The 17286-nt window shown below is 72.8% G+C and carries 15 protein-coding genes and 1 riboswitch; of the genes, 10 read left to right on the forward strand and 5 right to left on the reverse strand.

The genetic code is table 11. The features are described 5' to 3' along the window. Positions 1 to 146 precede the first annotated feature (146 nt). Positions 147 to 310: riboswitch (cyclic di-AMP (ydaO/yuaA leader) on the reverse strand. A 481-nt stretch (positions 311 to 791) separates the two neighbouring features. Beyond that, positions 792 to 1595 carry an SDR family NAD(P)-dependent oxidoreductase gene (locus E2E34_RS18515; RefSeq protein WP_138903031.1) on the forward strand — a complete coding sequence of 268 codons (804 nt, stop codon included), beginning with the start codon at positions 792 to 794 and terminating at the stop codon, positions 1593 to 1595. A gap of 15 nt (positions 1596 to 1610) precedes the next feature. Here the strand turns inward: E2E34_RS18515 and E2E34_RS18520 are convergent, their stop codons facing one another. Next, entirely contained in the window at positions 1611 to 2501 is an 891-nt protein-coding gene (locus E2E34_RS18520; RefSeq protein ID WP_138903032.1) for an SDR family oxidoreductase, read from the reverse strand. 161 nt (positions 2502 to 2662) lie between these two features. Here E2E34_RS18520 and E2E34_RS18525 point away from each other — a divergent pair, with 161 nt between their 5' ends. The 4 genes from E2E34_RS18525 to E2E34_RS18540 all read left to right on the forward strand — a co-directional run bounded on the left by E2E34_RS18525 (position 2663) and on the right by E2E34_RS18540 (position 9250). After that, positions 2663 to 3904 carry a glycosyltransferase gene (locus E2E34_RS18525; protein WP_138903045.1) on the forward strand — a complete coding sequence of 414 codons (1242 nt, stop codon included), beginning with the start codon at positions 2663 to 2665 and terminating at the stop codon, positions 3902 to 3904. Between the two features lie 103 nt (positions 3905 to 4007). Next, positions 4008 to 5219, forward strand: coding sequence for a glycosyltransferase (locus E2E34_RS18530; RefSeq protein WP_138903033.1), 1212 nt, complete (start codon positions 4008 to 4010; stop codon positions 5217 to 5219). 68 nt (positions 5220 to 5287) lie between these two features. Beyond that, positions 5288 to 6928 (forward strand): phosphoglucomutase (alpha-D-glucose-1,6-bisphosphate-dependent), encoded by a 1641-nt coding sequence (pgm, locus tag E2E34_RS18535; protein WP_138903034.1) that lies wholly within the window; start codon positions 5288 to 5290, stop codon positions 6926 to 6928. 102 nt (positions 6929 to 7030) lie between these two features. Then, complete coding sequence (locus E2E34_RS18540; RefSeq protein WP_138903035.1) at positions 7031 to 9250, forward strand: NADP-dependent isocitrate dehydrogenase; 2220 nt, start codon at positions 7031 to 7033, stop codon at positions 9248 to 9250. 96 nt (positions 9251 to 9346) lie between these two features. On the opposite strand, the gene E2E34_RS18545 is transcribed toward E2E34_RS18540, so the two are convergent. After that, positions 9347 to 10327 carry a TIGR03557 family F420-dependent LLM class oxidoreductase gene (locus tag E2E34_RS18545; RefSeq protein WP_138903036.1) on the reverse strand — a complete coding sequence of 327 codons (981 nt, stop codon included), beginning with the start codon at positions 10325 to 10327 and terminating at the stop codon, positions 9347 to 9349. Positions 10328 to 10614: 287 nt separating this feature from the next. Here E2E34_RS18545 and E2E34_RS18550 point away from each other — a divergent pair, with 287 nt between their 5' ends. Continuing rightward, complete coding sequence (locus E2E34_RS18550; RefSeq protein WP_208765274.1) at positions 10615 to 11031, forward strand: CBS domain-containing protein; 417 nt, start codon at positions 10615 to 10617, stop codon at positions 11029 to 11031. Between the two features lie 157 nt (positions 11032 to 11188). Here E2E34_RS18550 and E2E34_RS18555 read toward each other — a convergent pair whose 3' ends face one another. Then, positions 11189 to 11752 (reverse strand): hemerythrin domain-containing protein, encoded by a 564-nt coding sequence (locus E2E34_RS18555; RefSeq protein WP_138903038.1) that lies wholly within the window; start codon positions 11750 to 11752, stop codon positions 11189 to 11191. 139 nt (positions 11753 to 11891) lie between these two features. On the opposite strand from E2E34_RS18555, the gene E2E34_RS18560 reads away from it, so the two are divergent. After that, entirely contained in the window at positions 11892 to 12416 is a 525-nt protein-coding gene (locus E2E34_RS18560) for a hypothetical protein (RefSeq protein ID WP_138903039.1), read from the forward strand. Between the two features lie 52 nt (positions 12417 to 12468). Here E2E34_RS18560 and E2E34_RS18565 read toward each other — a convergent pair whose 3' ends face one another. Continuing rightward, positions 12469 to 12654 carry a DUF2795 domain-containing protein gene (locus E2E34_RS18565; protein ID WP_138903040.1) on the reverse strand — a complete coding sequence of 62 codons (186 nt, stop codon included), beginning with the start codon at positions 12652 to 12654 and terminating at the stop codon, positions 12469 to 12471. A gap of 86 nt (positions 12655 to 12740) precedes the next feature. Continuing rightward, entirely contained in the window at positions 12741 to 13187 is a 447-nt protein-coding gene (locus tag E2E34_RS18570; RefSeq protein WP_138903041.1) for a DUF6098 family protein, read from the reverse strand. Positions 13188 to 13414: 227 nt separating this feature from the next. Between E2E34_RS18570 and E2E34_RS18575 the strand changes: the two genes are divergently transcribed. The 3 genes from E2E34_RS18575 to E2E34_RS18585 all read left to right on the forward strand — a co-directional run bounded on the left by E2E34_RS18575 (position 13415) and on the right by E2E34_RS18585 (position 17200). Beyond that, positions 13415 to 14377 (forward strand): NAD-dependent epimerase/dehydratase family protein, encoded by a 963-nt coding sequence (locus E2E34_RS18575; protein ID WP_138903042.1) that lies wholly within the window; start codon positions 13415 to 13417, stop codon positions 14375 to 14377. Between the two features lie 79 nt (positions 14378 to 14456). Continuing rightward, a complete protein-coding gene (locus E2E34_RS18580; RefSeq protein WP_138903043.1) occupies positions 14457 to 16130 on the forward strand; it encodes a carbamoyltransferase family protein in 1674 nt (557 codons plus the stop codon). Beyond that, positions 16127 to 17200, forward strand: coding sequence for a glycosyltransferase family 2 protein (locus E2E34_RS18585; protein ID WP_138903044.1), 1074 nt, complete (start codon positions 16127 to 16129; stop codon positions 17198 to 17200). The genes E2E34_RS18580 and E2E34_RS18585 overlap by 4 nt, the downstream gene beginning before the upstream one ends. Positions 17201 to 17286 lie beyond the last annotated feature (86 nt).

The following is a 17286-nucleotide window of genomic DNA, read 5'->3' on the forward strand; positions in this document are numbered from 1 at the left end:
GGGCGGCGGCGGGCTGCGCCGCGGCCGCGGCGTTCGCGCCCAGCAGGGGCAGGATCAGCGCGGCGCCACCGGTGCCGGCGGCGATGAAACCGCGGCGGAGCGATCTGACCTGAGTACGGCGGTGCTTACCCTTCGAGGGCATGACGAATTCCTCTCCGTCGCCTGCGAGGTGAGCTGTCGGGTTCGGGCTGGAGATGCCCGGTCGCGCGGTCGGCGCGACTTCACCCCAAGCCGTTCCGGATTTCCCCGGACCGGCGGCTTACCTGGGTCCCCCGCTCCTGCCGTACGTGAGTGTGAGTGGGTTGTGGATTCCGGACGGCGGCAGGATTCGGCGGTCCACCCGGATTGACGGTGACCGTAAGCGAGACGGCCCGGGAAGAACAAGCCCCGTAAACCCCGGAGCAATCACCAAAACGTTCCGGGGCGGGGGAACTTCTGTCACTGTCCGTGGGCGGCAAACCCAACTTCCGCCCGTCGGCCGGAAACTGACGGACGGCAGGACTTTCGCCTTCCGAGGCGGACGTGACTGGTATCACGAGCCGCGCCGCACAACGGCCTTTCAGGCAAACCGCCCACGCCGCTCATTAAGGGTCGGAACGGGCATTGTGGCTGCGTCGCCTGTGCAACGCGGCCCGTTCGGAGGGGAGTTGTCTCCTGGCTCGCGCCGTGGTGGGTCCGGCGTCGGCGACCCTTCGCGCCGGGCGGCCGGTGGGGTCGGATCAAGCGGCCGGTGGAGTCGGGCTAAAAGGTGCATAGGGATACATAGGGGCCCGCGTGGGTACCCGCCGCTCATGAACGAGAACAGGACCAGGCCGCTGGCCGTCGTCACCGGGGCCTCCAGCGGTATCGGTTTCGAGCTGGCCAAGCAGTTCGCCGAGCACGGATTCGACCTCGTGCTCGCGGCCGAGGACTCCGGGCTCGCCGTCGCGGCGGACGAGGTGCGGGCCCACGGCGCCGATGTGCACGTCGTGCGGGCCGATCTCGCCACGCCGGAGGGGGTCGAGACGCTGCTGGGCGCCCTGGCCGCGACCGGGCGGCCCGTCGAGGCCGCGGCGTTCAACGCCGGCGTCGGCCGGGGCGGGGCCTTCCTCGGCACGGACCTGGCGGACGAGCTGCGCGTCATCGACCTCAACATCACCTCCACCGTCCGGCTGGCGAAGGGTCTGCTGCCCGGCATGGTGGCCCGTGACCAGGGACGACTGCTCTTCACGTCGTCCATCGCCGCGACCGTGCCGGGTGCCTTCCACGCCGTCTACAACGCCACGAAGTCCTTCGTGCAGTCGTTCGCGCAGGCGCTCCACAACGAGCTGAAGGACACCCGGGTGACGGTCACCTGCCTCATGCCCGGCGCCACCGAGACGCCCTTCTTCCACCGCGCCGGCATGGACGACACCCAGGTCGGGCGGCAGAAGAAGGACGACCCCGCACAGGTGGCGCGCCAGGGCTTCGAGGCGCTGATGGCCGGCCGGAAGAAGATCGTCGCGGGCTCGGCGAAGACCAGGGCGCAGGGGCTCGTGAGCAGGATCGCCCCGGACGGCGTCAAGGCGGCCGCGCACCGCAGGGCGGCGCGGCCGGATTCCGGCGGGTCGCGGTGAGCCCCCGTCGGCCCGTCACGGCAGGGGCGTGCCGCCCGTGGCGTTGACGATCTCAGCGGTGATGTAACTCGCCCGGGGCGAAGCGAGAAACACATAGGCCGGGGCCATCTCGGCCGGCTGGGCGGGCCGGCCCAGCGGCGACTGCTTTCCGAACTTCGTGGTGTCCGGCATCGTCGCCGGAATCAGCGGCGTCCACACCGGGCCGGGAGCGACCGCGTTGACGCGGATTCCGCTCGACGCCACCATCTGCGCCAGGCCCTGGGTAAAGGCGACAATGGCCGACTTCGTCATGGCGTAGTCGAGCAGGTGCGGGCTGGGCTTGTAGGCCTGGACGGACGTGGAGTTGATGATGCAGCCGCCCTCCGGCATATGGGGAAGGGCCATTTTCGACAACCAGAACATGCCGTAGAGATTCGTCTTCATGACCCGGTCGAATTGTTCGGTCGTAATGGAACCGATGCCGTCCGGCTGGGACATCTGATACGCGGCGTTGTTCACCAGGATATTGATGTTGCCGAATTCCGAGACCGCACGCCCGATCAGCTTCCGGCACTGCTCCTCGTCCCGGATGTCGCAGCTCACCGCGACGGCCCGGCGGCCCGCCTCCTCGACGAGTTTCGAGGTCTCGGCGGCGTCCTTCTCCTCCTCGGGAAGGTGCGTGAACAGCACATCGGCGCCCTCGCGCGCGAAGGCCAGGCACACCGCCCGGCCGATCCCCGAATCCCCGCCCGTCACCACCGCGGCGAGCCCGTCCAGCAACCCGCTTCCCCGGTACGACTGCTCACCGTGGTCCGGTGGCGGGTCCATCGGCCCGGTCCATCCGGGGTGCGCCTGCTCCTGGTCCGGCAGCTCGGGCTGCGGATGCTTCGTGACGGGGTTCTCCACCTCGCGGTCTTCGTCCTTCATGCGGCTCTCCTGTCCGGTCGGGTCTGCGACCACACCTGGGTTCCCCGAAGCCGAGTACTCGAATCAGGCGGCGGGCCCCGATCCCGCCCCCGTGGCACGGCCCCGCGTACGGCGGCCCTCCGATGCCCGGCGCCATACTGGTGGCCATGCGGGTGGCGTTGATGACAGCGGGTTCGCGCGGTGACGTGGCGCCGTACACCGGGCTCGCCCACGGCCTGGCCCGGGCGGGCCACGAGGTCACCCTGGTGACCCACGCCTGCTTCGCGCCCCTGGTGGCCCCGGCCGGCGTCGGCTTCCACCCGCTGCCCGTCGACCCGCGCGCGGAACTGCGCTCGCCCCGGGGCCGCGCCCTGCACCGGAGCGTCACCGGCGTCGGCAAACTGGCGCGGATGGTCGCCATGGCCCGCGAGCTCGTCGGCGGGATGACCGACGAGCTGCTGGCCGCGGCCCGGCAGAGCGACGTACTGCTGGTGTCCAGCTCGCTGGGGCCCCTGGGCCACACCGTCGCCGAGGGCCTCGGGCTGCCCAGCATGGGCGTCTACCTGCAACCCCTGGCCGCCACGGCCGCCTTCCCTCCTCCGGTGACCGGCACCCGTTCGTGGGGCGCGGCCGGGAACCGGCTGGGCGGGCGCACGGTGAACGCCGCCGTGGACGCCGTCTTCGCCGACACCACGCGCGCGCTGCGGGCGCGGACGGGACTTCCCCCGTCGAGCGCCCGCGCCGCCCGGCGCGCCCGCGAACGGCAGGACTGGCCGGTCGTGCACGGCTTCAGCCCCCTGGTGGTGCCCAGGCCCCGCGACTGGCGCCCCGGACTGACCGTCGCGGGCTACTGGTGGCCCGAGGACCCGCCCGAATCCCGACTGCCGGCCACGCTGCGCGCGTTCCTGGCCGCCGGGCCGCCGCCGGTCTTCGTCGGCCTCGGCAGCGCCACCGTGCCCGACGCCCCGCGCCTGAGCCGGGAAGTGGTCCGCGCCCTGCGGGCCGCCGGACTGCGCGGCGTCGTTCAGCGCGGCTGGGCCGGACTGCACACCGGGGCGGACGCCACCGACATGCTCACCGTCGACGAGATCCCGCACTCCGTGCTCTTCCCGCACATGGCGGCGGTGGTCCACCACGCGGGCGCCGGCACGACCGCCGCCGGCCTGCGGGCCGGCGTCCCGGCCGTACCCGTCCCCATCCAGTTCGACGCGGCCTTCTGGTCCTCGCGCCTCGTCGCCCTCGGGATCGCCCCGCGGGCGGTCCCGCTGCGCGGACTCACCGCGTCACGCCTGGCCGCCGCCCTCGGGCGCGCCACGGGCGACGCCGCGTACCGAGAGCGCGCCGGCGCTCTGGCGGCCCGCCTGCGCGCGGAGGACGGCGTGGCTCCCGTGCTGGCCGCCATCGACCGGCTCGCCGCGAGCTAGCCGGCGCGGCACCAAACCGGCGCGGCGCGGCCGGGAGGATGAGCGTTCAAGAGGATGATCGAACGGGAAAATGCTGTCGAGCGGGCGAACGGTGATCTCTGGCATGCGCGTCCTGTGTACGTCGATCCTCTCCCCCTCCCAGACGCGCGAGGCGCTTCGCTTCGCGCTCCTGCTGTCCGGCGCGGGTCACGAAGTGCACATCGCCACCGAGGAACACCTGCTCGGCACGTTCCTCGACCAGGGCGTCACCGCCACCGCGTGCCTGCCGAACCTCTTCGGCGACGCGACGGCGGCCGGCGGGGAGACCGGCGACGCCGTCGAACTGCTGCACAGCGGCGCCGCGTCCCCGGACGCGGCGGCGCTCGTACTGGCGGGGCCCCATCTGCTCAGCCAGTTCAAGGCGCTGGACGCGGTGGCCCACGACTTCAAGCCGGATCTTCTGCTGCGCGACGCGATGGACGTCGCCGCCTGCCTCGTCGCCGAGAAACTGGGCATTCCGCATGTGGCGATGCCGTCCGGCGCGAAGGGCTTCACCGACCCGGCCGCCCTGCTGCCGCGCCTCGACCAGTGGCGCTGCGCCGCGGGCCTGCCGCCGCAGGGCGACCCGCAGTCCCTGACGGCGTACGGCCACCTCGACTACCTCCCGCCGGCCTGGACCTTCGCGCCGCACCTCCCGCCGGCTCTCGCCTACCGGCAGCCCGCCTTCAGCGACCCGCGCGCGAAGCTCCCCAGCTGGATCGTCGGCCTGCCCTCCGACCGGCCCCTGGTGTACGCCGGGATCGGCTGCGCCATGCCGCTGTTTCTGCCCTCGCCCGAAGGGCACCGCCCGCCCCCCGGCCGGCCCGACCCGGCCACGGTCCTGCGGTCCATGATCGAGGGTCTGTCACGGCTCGACTGCGCCGCCGTGGTGTCGACCAGCGGTGTGGCCGTCGGCCAGGTCGACTCCGCGCCCCACGTCCATGTCGTCGACTCCGTGCCGCAGCCGCTCCTGCTGGAGGCCGCCGACCTCTTCCTCACCCACGGCGGCTACACGAGCGTGCGGGAGTCCATCAGCACCGCCACCCCCATGGCGGTGCTGCCCAGGACGGCCGACCAGCCCGTGAACGCGCGGCGGGTCACCGAGCTCGGCATCGGACACGAGGTCACCGACTGCACCCCGGCCGGCATCGCGTCGGCCTGCCGCCGCCTCCTCGGCGACGACGCGGTGCTGCGGCGGGTGAGGCAGGCCCGCCTGGCCACCCTCGCCCTGCCCACCGTCGAGACGGCCGTCAGTGACTTGGAAAGCCTGGTCAATCACCACACGGCCCCACAATGAAACCCGCCTGTGGTACGCACGGGTGACCGAGGCCGAGACCGGCACCGACGATCTGGAGGAGTGGGCAGATGGCGCACGAACGAGCGGGGCGACCGGCCGGACCGGACGATCTCACCGACGTGGCACGGCTGGTGACGGCGTACTACGCGCTGCATCCCGACGTGCGGGAGCCCGGCCAGCGGGTCGCGTTCGGAACCTCCGGGCACCGGGGTTCGTCCTTGGCGACGGCCTTCAACGAGGACCACATCGCCGCGACCAGCCAGGCGATCTGCGAGTACCGGAGCCAACAGGGCGTCGACGGGCCGCTCTTCCTCGGCGCCGACACCCACGCCCTGTCCGAACCCGCCCGGGTGACGGCCGTCGAGGTCTTCGCCGCCAACGACGTGACTGTGCTCATCGACACGGCCGACGGCTACACCCCGACACCGGCGGTGTCCCACGCCATCCTCGCCCACAACCGGGGACGGGCCTCGGGCCTCGCCGACGGGGTGGTCGTCACCCCGTCGCACAACCCGCCCGCCGACGGCGGCTTCAAGTACAACCCGCCCAGCGGCGGCCCGGCCGGCTCCGAGGCGACCGGCTGGATCCAGGACCGCGCCAACGCGATCATCGCGGACGGCCTGAAGGACGTACGGCGGCTGCCGTACACCAGCGCCCTCGCCGCACCCACCACCGGGCGCTACGACTTCCTGGACCGCTACGTCGACGACCTGCCGTCCGTCCTCGACCTGGACGCGGTACGCGCCGCCGGCGTGCGCATCGGGGCCGACCCGCTGGGCGGGGCGTCGGTCGCGTACTGGGGCCGCATCGCCGAGCAGCACCGGCTGGACCTGACCGTGGTCAACCCCCGGACCGACCCGACCTGGCGTTTCATGACTCTGGACTGGGACGGCAGGATCCGCATGGACTGCTCGTCGCCGCACGCCATGGCCTCGCTGATCGAGGCGCGCGACCGCTACCAGATCGCCACCGGCAACGACGCCGACGCCGACCGGCACGGCATCGTCACCCCCGACGGCGGCCTGATGAACCCCAACCACTACCTCGCCACCGCCATCGGCTACCTCTACGCCCACCGCGACCAGTGGCCCGCGGCCGCCGGGGTCGGCAAGACGCTGGTGTCGTCCGGGATGATCGACCGGGTCGCGGCCGATCTCGGCCGGCGGCTCGTCGAAGTACCGGTGGGCTTCAAGTGGTTCGTGGACGGGCTGTCCGACGGCACGCTCGGATTCGGCGGCGAGGAGTCGGCCGGGGCCTCGTTCCTGCGCCGGGACGGCTCGGTGTGGACCACCGACAAGGACGGCATCATCCTGGCCCTGCTCGCCTCCGAGATCCTCGCGGTCACCGGGAAGACCCCCTCCGAGCACTACGGGGCGCTCACCGCCCGCTTCGGGGAGCCCGCCTACGCCCGCGTCGACGCCCCGGCGACACGGGAGGAGAAGGCCGTACTGGCGCGCCTGTCGCCCGCGCAGGTCACAGCGGACACCCTCGCGGGAGAGCCGATCACCGCCGTACTGACCGAGGCGCCCGGCAACGGCGCTCCCATCGGCGGCATCAAGGTCACCACCGACAGCGCCTGGTTCGCCGCCCGCCCGTCCGGCACCGAGGACGTCTACAAGGTGTACGCCGAGTCCTTCCTCGGCGCGGACCACCTCGCCCGGGTCCAGGAAGAGGCCAAGGCCGTCGTGTCGACGGCGCTGGCGGGCTGAACGGACGGCCGGAAACGGAAGGGGCCGGGCCCTGTCGAGACAGGGACGGCCAAGAGATATCTTGATGTCAAGCAATGTTGCAGACGTGGAGCGGAGCACCCGGTGACTGACTCGACCATCATCTACACACACACCGACGAGGCCCCGGCCCTGGCGACGTATTCGTTCTTGCCTGTGATCGAGGCCTACGCCTCGACGGCCGGGGTCACGGTGGAGAGCCGCGACATCTCGCTCGCGGGGCGCATCATCGCCAGCTTCCCCGAGCACCTCCAGGAGAACCAGCGCATCGAGGACGCGCTCGCCGAGCTCGGCGAGCTGGCCAAGACGCCCGGCGCCAACATCATCAAGCTTCCGAACATCTCGGCGTCCATCCCGCAGCTGAAGGCGGCCGTCGCCGAGCTCCAGGAGCAGGGCTACGCGCTGCCGGACTACCCGGACGACCCGAAGACCGACGCGGAGAAGGAAATCCGCGCGCGCTACGACAAGGTCAAGGGCAGCGCTGTCAACCCCGTGCTGCGCGAGGGCAACTCCGACCGCCGCGCCCCCGCCTCGGTCAAGAACTACGCCAAGGCCCACCCGCACCGCATGGGCGCGTGGACGGCCGACTCGAAGACCAACGTCGCGCACATGGACACCGACGACTTCCGCTCCACCGAGAAGTCCGCCGTCATCTCCGAGGCCGGCGCGCTGCGCATCGAGCTCGTGGGCGACGACGGCACCACCACCGTCCTGCGTGAGTCGGTACCCGTCCTGGAGGGCGAGGTCGTCGACGCGGCCGTCATGCGCGTCGCGGCGCTGCGCGAGTTCTTCACCGCGCAGGTGGCCCGCGCCAAGGCCGAGGGCGTGCTGTTCTCCGTCCACCTGAAGGCCACCATGATGAAGGTCTCCGACCCGATCATCTTCGGCCACGTGGTCCGCGCCTTCTTCCCGAAGACGTTCGCCCAGTACGGCGAGGCGCTCGCCGCCGCCGGCCTGACGCCCAACGACGGCCTCGGCGGCATCCTCAAGGGCCTGGAGTCCCTGCCGGCCGGCGCCGAGATCAAGGCGTCCTTCGAGGCGGAGCTCGCCGAGGGCCCGGCCCTCGCGATGGTCGACTCCGACAAGGGCATCACCAACCTGCACGTACCGAGCGACGTCATCGTCGACGCCTCCATGCCGGCCATGATCCGCACCTCCGGTCACATGTGGGGCCCCGACGGCGAGGAGGCCGACACCCTCGCGGTCCTCCCGGACAGCAGCTACGCCGGCATCTACCAGGTCGTCATCGACGACTGCCGCGCGAACGGCGCGTTCGACCCGTCCACCATGGGCTCCGTGCCGAACGTCGGTCTGATGGCCCAGAAGGCCGAGGAGTACGGCAGCCACGACAAGACCTTCGAGATCCCGGCCACCGGCACGGTCCGCGTCCTCGACGCGGCCGGCAACGCCGTTCTCGAGCAGGCCGTCGGCGCGGGCGACATCTTCCGCATGTGCCAGACCAAGGACCTGCCGATCCAGGACTGGGTGAAGCTCGCCGTCACCCGCGCCCGCGCGACCGGCAACCCGGCCGTCTTCTGGCTCGACGAGACCCGCGCGCACGACGCGCAGCTCATCGCCAAGGTCCGGACGTACCTCGCCGAGCACGACACCGAGGGCCTGCGGATCGAGATCATGTCCCCGGTCGAGGCCACCGCGTTCTCCCTGGAGCGCATCCGCCGCGGCGAGGACACCATCTCGGTCACCGGCAACGTCCTGCGCGACTACCTGACCGACCTGTTCCCGATCCTCGAACTCGGCACCAGCGCCAAGATGCTGTCGGTCGTCCCGCTGATGAACGGCGGCGGCCTGTTCGAGACCGGCGCCGGCGGCTCCGCGCCCAAGCACGTGCAGCAGCTCGTCAAGGAGAACTACCTGCGCTGGGACAGCCTGGGCGAGTTCCTCGCGCTCGCGGTCAGCTTCGAGCACCTGGCGCAGACGACGGACAACGCGCGCGCCCAGGTGCTCGCCGACACCCTCGACCGCGCGACCGCGACCTTCCTGGAGGAGGACAAGTCGCCGAGCCGTCGCCTCGGTGGCATCGACAACCGCGGCAGCCACTTCTACCTGGCCCTGTACTGGGCCCAGGAGCTGGCGAAGCAGACCGAGGACGGCAAGCTCGCGGAGGCGTTCGCGGCGCTCGCCAAGACGCTGGCCGAGCAGGAGCGGACCATCGTCGACGAGCTGATCGCGGTGCAGGGCTCCCCGGCCGACATCGGCGGTTACTACCGTCCCGACGCCGCCAAGGCCGCGGCCGTCATGCGTCCGTCGGCGACCTTCAACGAGGCCCTGGCGACCCTCGGCTGACACGGCGACACCTGCCGCGTCCTGCCGGACGCGCCGGTGTGACGTTCCGCCCCGGTCCGCCTCCGCGCGGGCCGGGGCGGTCCCGTATCCGGGGCGTCAGGCGCGGTCGCCACTCGGCTTCAGCCCGGCGATGCGACCGGCCAGCTCCCGCTGGTAGAAGTCGATGAAGCCGTCCGGGTCGGGGCCCGCGTTCTGCATGACCAGACGGTCGAAGCCCGCGTCGACGAACTGCCGCGCCACCGCCACGTACCGGGCCGGATCCGTCCCGCACGCGAACTTCTCGAGGATGTCCTCCTCGCGCACCGTCGAGGTCGCCGCGTCGAAGTTGACCGGGTTGGGCAGCTCGCTCATCACCTTCCACCCGGTCACCGCCCAGCGCGAGGTGTCCAGCGCGGCCTTCGCCGCGGTGCGCTCGTCGGGCGCCCAGGCCATCGGCACCTCCGCGTAGCACGGGCCGTCGCCACCCGCCTCCCGGTACTGCCGGACGATCTCCGGCTTGTCCTCGGTGGCGAACAGGCCGTCGCCGAGCTCGGCCGCGATCCGCGTCGACGCCCCACCGCTCGCGGCCACCGCGATCAGCGGCGGTTCCTCGGGCAGGTCGAACACCCGGGCGTCCTCCAGCCGCAGGTGCTTGCCGTCGTACGACCGGTATCCGCCGCTCCACAGCAGACGGATGATCTCCAGGGCCTCCCGCAGCATCTCGTGACGCGTGCTGACGGCGTCCGGGAAGCCCACGCCCACGACATGCTCGTTCAGGCGCTCGCCCGAGCCGACGCCGAGCACGAAACGGCCCTCCGACAGCAGGGCGAGCGTCGCGGCGGCCTGCGCGACGATCGCCGGGTGATACCGCACGGTCGGGCACGTCACACCGGTCGCCAGGCCGATGCGTGAGGTCTTCGCCGCGATGCTGCCCAGCACGGTCCAGGCGAACGGCGAATGGCCCTGGTTGTCGAGCCAGGGATGGTAGTGGTCGCTGATCTCGACGAAGTCGAAACCCGCCTGTTCCGCCAGAACCGCCTGTCGCACCAGCTCCGCCGGGCCGAAGGCCTCGGCGGCGAGCTTGTAGCCGATCTGCATCTGCTCCCCTTCCTCACGTGTCCTCGCGCTGCCTCGCGCACCAACCGCTCGTCCGCGCAGACGTACCCCGGCGCCGGGGCGGCGCTTCGCCTTTCACCCGGTCGGCTCCGGGGCGTGAAACGGACCCCCGGCGGCCCCCCGGGCAATCGGATGACGCCCGCGCGGTGACGCCGTGGCGCGTTGGCCGCCGCCGCGGGCGGGCGTAGGAAGGGGGCGGGAGCCGGACCGGGGTGGCGAAGCCCCGGGCGGCTCCCTTCGCCATGAGGCACGAGGATGGGAAGACGACAGTGACGACTGCCAGAGAGATCATGACCCCCGGCACCGAGTGCATCGGAGCGGAGGAGACGGTGCTGGTCGCGGCGAGGAAGATGACGGAGCTGGGCGTGGGCGCCCTGCCCATCTGCGGGACCGACAACAGGCTCAAGGGCATGCTGACCGACCGCGACATCGTCGTGAAGGTCCTGGGCGTCGGCAAGGACCCCGGCACGACCAACGCGGGCGAACTCGCGCAGGGCGAGGCGGTGACCATCGGCGCGGACGACGACGCCGGCGAGATCCTGCGCACCATGACCTCGCACAAGGTGCGCAGGCTGCCCGTCATCGACGGCCACGACCTGGTCGGCATGGTGGCCCAGGCCGATGTGGCCCGCGCCCTGCCCGACCCGCAGGTGGGCGACCTCCTCGAAGCCCTCTCCACGGACTGACCCGCCGGTCCGCCCCGGCGGCCCCCGGCGCCCCGCACACGCCCGGGCCGGACGCGTCGCCACGCGTCCCCCCGGCGCCCCGCACACGCCCGGGCCGGACGCGTCGCCACGCGTCCGGCCCGGGCGCCGGTGCCTCCTGACGGGGCTCTCGGGACGCTCAGGAATCCTTGCCCCGGCCCGACAGGGCGTCGCGCATCCGGTCCACCAGGCCGGCCCCGGGAGCCAGCAGCTTGTTCGCCGGCGGCTTGTCCGGGGCGGAGGGGTGCGGACGCGTCGGCGCCGTCTTCTTGGCCTGGCGCACCTTGTCGCCCAGCTCGTCGAGCATCTGAGGCGAACAGGCCTCGCGCAGCCGGGGGAACAGGTTGTCCTCCTCGTCCCGGATGTGCGTCCTGATCTCGGTCATCAGCTTGCCCACCAGCATGTCGAACTGCGGGTCGTCCGCCTCGTAGTTCTCCATGTCCTTCATGGTCTGCTCGGCCTCGGCGTGGTCCTCCAGCTCCTTGTCCGCCAGCGCGTCACCGCCGGGGACGTGCTCGCGGACCGCCGGGTAGAGGTACGCCTCCTCCGCGACCGAGTGGCGGACCAGCTCCATCGTGACCTGGTCCGCGTACACCTTCCGCTGCCTGTCGCCGGCCGGAAGCTCCTCGATGTTGGCGAACAGCTCCTCCACCTCCTGGTGGTCCGTGCTCAGCTCCGTGATGACGTCTCCGCCGTGTCCCATGTGTCGCTCCTTGGTGTGGTTGATGTGGCCCGTGATGTGGCCCAGGCCACGCACCGCTCGTGACCCGCGCCACTTCCCCGCGCGAGGCCGCGGGGTAGCGTTCCTGACTTCTCTCCCGACGGATTCGGACGGCCCGGACATGTCCGCAGATCTCGCCCCGCTGATAGCGGCGACCGCTCAGTGGCTGACCCGCGCCTACCCGTCGGGCGGCGGCGCGATGGACGTGGCCCTGTGCGAGGCGCAGGCGCGCCAGGCGGTGACGGTCGCGGCCTGGCTGCGCTACCCGACCCCCATGGATGCCGCGCTGGTCGCCGTGGCGGGGCCCGGTGGCTCCGGCCGGCTCGACTGGGTCACCGGCGCCGACGGCGCCGGTGACGACCCGGACGCGTACGCCTGGCGCACCTGGGTCGACGAGGTCGTGGCGAGCTGGGCGGCGTGCCTGCTCGCCGCCCCGGGGCTGGCCGAAGCGGCCCTCGGCGCGCTCACCGGATCCGGGCACGCGTCCGGTACGCCGGTCGACTTCCGTCGCCTGCTCACGCCCGACGCGCGCGACCGGCGGGCCGCCGCGCTGCTGCGGCACCCCGATCTGCTGGCGCCGGTGGCCGGACTCCACCAGGACCGGCTCCTCGACCGCCTGAAGCCCGGGCCGGCGCTGACCGCCTGACGACCCGGGCCGACGCGGACCGGGCGAGACCACCGGTCCGGCTGGGGCAGGACTACCTGCCGACTTCCTTGTTGACGGACGCGGGGGAGTCGTAGTCCTTCTCCGGCAGGGACTTGAGCGCCTCCCTGACCTCCGGGCCGGCGCCGTTGCTCTCCGCCTTCTCGATGATCTGCTTCTTCGAGGCGGGGTAGTTCACGCCGCCGAGGGACTTCTGCATTTCGATCGGGTTCACCTTCATGGGCCGATACATGCCACGACCCGCCGGGCGCGCATGCCTCCCGCCCCGGCTGTCACCGCGATGGAGCACAGCACCGGGCCCGGCCCTCATTCCCGGCGCCGCAGGGGGCCCCAGACGCCCTCCTGCCGGGCGACCTCGGCGGCGGCCTCCTCGATCACCCGCCCGTCGATCCGGCCGACCGGCTCGATGTCCACGACCAGCGGCTCGTTGTCGGGTCCGCGGCCCGTCTCCCGGCCGCGCAGCGCCCAGGGGTGCACGTCGGCCCCCTTCTCGCGCGGCAGATGCGAGTAGTCGTGCAGCCGGCGGGCCACCCACACCCGCACCGGCCGGTCCCGCCACCACGGTTCGACATCCAGGCAGTTGGCACTCAGTCCCGGCATCGCGACGCCCGTCAGGTCGTCCCTGCTCGACACCGCCCGCAGGTCGGCGGCGGGGCCGCGCGACCAGCGCACATACAGCCGCTCACGCCCCTCGACCAGGCGGGTCAGTTCGTCGAGCGTGCGCAGAACGGGCAGGTCGTCCGGTGTGCTCATGGCAGTACTCATGCCTCGGCGCGTCTCTTCGTCACCCTCCGGCACCGAGGGACGCACGCGTGCGCGGGGGAGACCGGCGAGCCGTGGCTCCCGGCCGCGCACCGGCCGCACCGGCCGTCCGTCACTGTTCGTACATCACCCGGATGCCCCAGGACAGCGCGCCGGGTGCCCGGCGAGGACCGACTCTGATCGGAGGCTCACCCCCCCTCGGGTCGGAGGAGATCGAAATGAACGCCGCTTTCTCGCACGACTGGGAGCACGCCGTCGTCACCGGCGGAGCCGGATTCGTCGGTTCCCACCTGTGCGCCGCGCTGCTGAACTCGGGCACCGCCGTCACCTGCGTGGACGACTTCAGCACCGGCCGGCCCGAGAACATATCCGAGCTGCTCGACCGCCCCGGGTTCACGCTCCTGGAGGCCAACGTCTCCGAGCCGTTCCACGTCGCCCGGCCACCGGACCTCGTCCTGCACTTCGCGTCCCCCGCGTCCCCCGCCGACTACCTCCGGCTGCCGCTGCACACCATGGAGGCCGGCAGTCTCGGTACGCGCAACGCCCTGGCCCTCGCCCACGGCGCCGGCGCCCGCTTCCTCCTCGCCTCCACCTCGGAGGTGTACGGCGATCCCCAGCAGCACCCGCAGAACGAGCGGTACTGGGGCAACGTCAACCCGGTCGGCCCGCGCAGCGTGTACGACGAGGCCAAGCGCTTCGGCGAGGCCCTGACCACCGCCGAGGCCGACGCGCAGGGCACCGACACCGGCATCGTGCGGCTGTTCAACACCTACGGGCCCCGCATGCGCGGCTACGACGGCCGCGCCGTACCGACCTTCGTCCGCCAGGCCCTCGCCGGCGAGCCGCTCACCGTCACCGGTGACGGCCTTCAGACCCGCTCGCTGTGCTACGTCGACGACACCGTGAGCGGCATCCTCGCCGCGGCGGCCCACGGCATGCGCGGTCCCGTCAACATCGGCAACCCGAACGAGATCACCATGCTCGAACTGGCCCGGCTCGTCATCGAGCTCACCGGCTCCCGCTCCGAGATCTCCTTCATCGAACGTCCGACGGACGACCCCGCCGTGCGCTGCCCCGACATCACACTGGCCCTGGACAAGCTCGAATGGGAGCCGCTGGTGCCCGCCGAAGAGGGCCTGCGCCGCACCATCGCCTGGTACCGCGCCCACACGGACAGCTGATCCGGCCGAACGCCCTCCCGGCCGCGCGCTCGACGCGGCCCGCCTTCGCCCCGAATTCGCCGAAAGGCCTGGGACCCCCATGCGCATTCTCGGAATCAACGCTCTCTTCCACGACCCCGCGGCCGCCCTGGTCATCGACGGCCGGACCGTAGCCGCGGCGGAGGAGGAGCGGTTCTCCCGGCGCAAGCACGGCAAGCGGCCGGTGCCCTTCTCCGCCTGGGAACTGCCGGAGCAGGCCGCCGCCTGGTGCCTCAAGCGCGCCAACCTGCGCCCGCAGGACCTCGACGCGGTGGCGTACTCCTTCGACCCGGAACTCGCCAGGGCCGCCGAGGCGATGGGGCTGGACGACCCCTGGGACCACCTGCGGCTCACGTACGCCCGGCAGGCCCCCGCGTTCCTCAAGGCCGCCCTGCCGGGACTCGACCCCGCCATCGTCCGGTTCGTACCGCACCACATGGCGCACGCCGCGTCGGGCGCGTTCGCCGCGTCCGACGCGCAGACGTCGTCGGTACTGGTCCTCGACGGCCGGGGGGAGCGCGCCTCGCACCTCGCGGCGCGCCGCGTCAAGGGCCGGCTGGAGGCGTTCCACGCGCAGGACCTGCCGCACTCCCTGGGCCTGGTCTACGAGGAGCTCACCGAGCATCTCGGCTTCCTGCGCTCCAGCGACGAGTTCAAGGTCATGGCGCTCGCCTCCCACGGCACCCCGCGCATGCTGCCCGAACTGCGCCGCCACGTGTACCCCACCGGCGACGGCGGCTTCCACGCCACGGGCGTGCCCTGGCACGAACTGTGCGCGCCGCGCGGCGCGGACGAGCCGTGGACCCAGGACCACGCCGACGTGGCGGCCAGCGCGCAGGCGGTACTGGAGGAGACGCTGCTCGACCTCGTGCGCTGGCTGCACGGCAAGACGCACGACAGCCTGCTGACGCTGGCCGGCGGCGTCGCGCTCAACTGCGTCGCCAACTCCCGGATCGCCCGCGAGGGCCCCTTCTCCCGGGTGTGGGTGCAGCCCGCCGCCGGCGACGCGGGGACCGCGCTGGGCAGCGCCCTGCTGCTATCCGCCGGAGCGGGCGACGACCCGGAGCCGATGGCCGGCGCGGACCTCGGCCGGGACTGGTCGGACGCGGAGCTCCTGGCGTGGCTGAAGACGGCGGCCGTGCCGTTCGACCGGCCGGCGGACATCGCCGCGACCGTGGCCCGGGCGCTGGCCGACAACGCGATCGTGGCCTGGTTCCAGGGCCGCTCGGAGTACGGGCCCAGGGCGCTCGGCCACCGCTCTCTGCTGGCCCACCCCGGCCACGCGGGCAATCTGGAGCGGCTGAACGACGTGAAGGGCCGCGAGCAGTTCCGGCCGGTCGCGCCCATGGTGCTGGCCGACCGGGCCCCCGACATCTTCGACGGCCCCGTGCCGAGCCCGTACATGCTCTTCGTCCACGACGTGGCCGAGGAGTGGCGCGGCCGCATCCCGGCCGTCGTGCACGTGGACGGCACCGCCCGCATCCAGACCGTCGACCCGGCGACCGAGCCGCTGGTCGCCCGGATGCTCGGCGAGTTCGAACGGCTCACGGGCCTGCCCGTCGTCGTCAACACCAGCCTCAACACGGCGGGCAGGCCCATGGTCGACGACCCGCGCGACGCGCTGGAGTGCTTCGGCTCCTCGCCGGTGGACCTGCTGGCCATCGGCCCGTACGCGATCCGGCGCGGCGAGTTCTTCCACTCGTCGGACACCTACGACGACGGGGCGGCGCGATGACACCGTACGAAGAAGAGACGGCGGCCCCCGCGTACGCGGTGGTCATCCCCACGATCGGACGCCGTAGCCTCAACGCGTGCCTGCGGGCACTGGCCGACGGGAGCGGGCCGAAACCGGCGCAGGTGGTCCTCGTCGACGACCGCCGCGAGGACGGCGGCGTGCCCCTGCCGGTCGTCGTGCCCGACGTCCTGCGGCCCGTCACCACCGTGGTGCGGGGCCGGGCCCGCGGGCCGGCCGCGGCGCGCAACCGGGGCTGGCGGGAGGCCGGGCCCGTACCGTGGGCGGTCTTCCTGGACGACGACGTCGTGCCGGGCCCGACCTGGGCCGAGGACCTCGCCACCGACCTGGCGGCGGCGACATACCGGACGGCCGCCGTCACCGCGCGCATCACGGTGCCCCTGCCGGCGGACCGCCGGCCCACGGACTGGGAGCGCAACACGGCGGGACTGGCCACCGCCCGGTGGATCACCGCCGACATGGCCTACCGCCGGGAGGCGCTCGAAGCCGTCGGCGGCTTCGACGAACGCTTCCAGCGCGCCTTCCGCGAGGACGCGGACCTCGCGCTGCGGGTGCTGGCGGCGGGCTGGACGGTGCACGCGGGCAGCCGCACCACGATCCACCCGGTGCGCCGCGCCGACCGCATGATCTCCGTACGCCTCCAGCGGGGCAACGCCGACGACGTCCTGATGAACCGGCGCCACGGCCGGAACTGGTGGACCCGGGCGGACGCGCCGCGCGGGCGCCTGCCCCGCCACCTGGTGGTGACGGGCGCCGCTCTGACGGCCCTGTCCTGCGCCGTCGCCGGGAGGCGCGGCGCGGCCGCGGCGTGCGCCGCCGGATGGCTGGCCGGTACGGCCGAGTTCGCCTGGGCGCGGATCGCGCCCGGCCCGCGGACCCGCGACGAGGTCCTCACGATGGCCGCGACCAGCGTGCTCATCCCGCCCGCCGCCACCTGGCACTGGCTGCGCGGCCACGCCAAGTACCGCCGGGCCCTGCCGCTCGGCCCGCATGAGGCGGCGGCACCGCCGCGCGCCCCGCGCGAGCCGGTCCAGGTACGGGTGCGCCCATGACCCGCCACAGCGCCGGGTTGCCCGCGCCGCCGGCCGCCACGAAGGCGGCGGCCTCGGCGACGGCGCGCTGCACGGCCTCCTCCGGG

It is taken from the genome of Streptomyces albidochromogenes, from assembly GCF_005981925.1.
GTDB classification, from domain to species: Bacteria; Actinomycetota; Actinomycetes; order Streptomycetales; family Streptomycetaceae; genus Streptomyces; species Streptomyces albidochromogenes.